At 64.8% G+C, this 978-nt stretch carries 1 protein-coding gene; it reads right to left on the bottom strand.

Annotated features, from left to right (window positions below):
* On the bottom strand, nucleotides 1-978 hold a 978-nt coding region (locus DOU50_RS00185; protein WP_148768454.1), incomplete at both ends, for an Ig-like domain-containing protein.

The raw sequence follows: 978 nt of genomic DNA, 5'->3' as shown, positions 1-978 counted from the left end.
GGCATTCGCTTCGGCTGTCCCGCTCAGCGTTGGGCGCGTGTCGTTGGTCGGATTCGTACCGGTCACCGGCCCGGTGACGCTGCCGACATCATCAATGACCGAACTGATGACCGGCGCGGCTGGCGGGAGGGTATCGACGTTAATCACATACCCGGCGGTGGGCGCGCTGGCGTTGCCTACCGCATCGGTAGCGGTAAAGGTTAAATTGTGCGCGCCGTTGCTCAGCGCCGGAGATGGCGTAAAGCTCCACGCCCCACCGGTCGCCGTCACGCTGCCGATTTGCACGCCGTTATCAAAGATTTTCACCGTGGAACCCGCTTCTGCCGTGCCGCTGAGCGTTGGCTGCGCGTCGTTGGTGATCCCGCCGTTGGCAATCGGCGTCGCCGCATTGCCCACGTCATCCACGATACTGGTCAGCACCGGCAGCGCAGGCGGCGTGGTGTCGACAGTGAGGCTGAAGCTGCTGGAGGACACGCTGGTGTTGCCTGCCGCATCCGTGGCCTGCGCGGTAAAGCTGTGCGGACCACTCGCCAGCGTGGTGGTGAGCAAGATACTCCAGTTCCCGCCGCTATCCGCGGTGCCCGTTCCGACAAGCGTGGTTCCCTCATAGATCTTCACGGTGGCAAACGGTTCACTGGTCCCGACAAGGCGCGGTACGGTGTCGTCGGTTGTCTGCCCGGACGTGAGCGGGCCGGTGAGGATGCCCACGTCGTCTATCGCCTGGCTGATAACCGGCGCGTTCGGTGCCGCGGTATCAATAATCAGGGTAAAGTCCGGCGAGGTCGGGCTGACGTTGCCCGCTGCATCGGTGACCGTGGCGGTCCAGGTATGGCTGCCGCTGGCCAGCGGCGCTGACGGCGTAAAGCTCCATGCCCCGGTACCGTCCGCCTGAACGGTGCCGACCGGCTGCCCGTTTTCATAAACGGTGACCGTGGCGTTGGCGGTCGCGGTGCCGTTCAGCGTCGGCGTGGTATCGTC

Source organism: Enterobacter sp. C6 (assembly GCF_008122455.1).
Taxonomy (GTDB): domain Bacteria; phylum Pseudomonadota; class Gammaproteobacteria; order Enterobacterales; family Enterobacteriaceae; genus Enterobacter; species Enterobacter pseudoroggenkampii.
The sequence above is the reverse complement of the archived record's forward strand: the minus strand, read 5'-3'. Positions and strand labels throughout refer to the sequence as shown.